General features: G+C 69.7%; 1 protein-coding gene and 2 tRNA genes. All 3 read left to right on the top strand.

Annotated features, from left to right (window positions below):
- The first annotated feature begins 313 nt into the window (after positions 1–313).
- Positions 314–396, top strand: a tRNA-Tyr gene (locus tag E2C06_RS36780).
- Positions 397–452: 56 nt separating this feature from the next.
- Positions 453–526, top strand: a tRNA-Gly gene (locus E2C06_RS36775).
- Positions 527–649: 123 nt separating this feature from the next.
- The coding region (locus E2C06_RS36770; RefSeq protein ID WP_133292622.1) for a GTP-binding protein at positions 650–760 on the top strand (111 nt) is incomplete at its 3' end.

The raw sequence follows: 760 nt of genomic DNA, 5'->3' as shown, positions 1-760 counted from the left end.
GGCCGCGCGGCCCGGCCCCGCCGCGGCGGCCCCCGGCCATGGGCCCGATCGCGGGGGCGGCCGCTGGCTGCGGGGCGACACCGCCCCGCGGCAGGTTGGGGTTGCCGCCACGCGGCAGATTGGGATTGCCGCTTCGCGGCGGGCCTCGGCGCATGGTTGCACAATGCGCGGCGCGGCGCCGATGTCCAGTCAGGCTTGCCGCCTGGCAGGAAAGCGCAGCCGAGGGCGAAACTGCCGTCGCCCCCACGTTGACAGGGCATGATGAAACCGGATAACCCGCGCCACCCGCTGCCTGGGACATGCGCAGGACTGCGGAGGGGTGCCCGAGTGGCTAAAGGGGACGGACTGTAAATCCGTTGGCTTGCGCCTACGTTGGTTCAAATCCAACCCCCTCCATATTCCCCCTGCGGCGCCGGTTCAGCCGGCGTTCCCCGGCCGGGGGTGCGTTGGGCGCGGGTGTAGCTCAATGGTAGAGCCCCAGCCTTCCAAGCTGGTTGTGCGGGTTCGATTCCCGTCACCCGCTCCATCGCGCATGGTGGACGGGCGCGCATCGCCGATGGCGCGCGGGCCTGACGGGTTTCGGGGTGGTCAACGACGCCCTTCGACCGATGGTCGGTCGCGCGGGCCATAGGGGTAGCGGAGCCGGATCATGGCGAAGGCGAAATTCGAGCGGACGAAGCCGCACTGCAACATCGGGACGATTGGTCACGTTGACCATGGCAAGACGTCGCTGACGGCGGCGATCACCAAGATCCTGGCG

The organism is Dankookia rubra, assembly GCF_004355005.1.
GTDB classification, from domain to species: domain Bacteria; phylum Pseudomonadota; class Alphaproteobacteria; order Acetobacterales; family Acetobacteraceae; genus Paracraurococcus; species Paracraurococcus ruber_A.
Note: the sequence above shows the minus strand (reverse complement) of the source record. Positions and strands in the feature narration are given on the sequence as shown.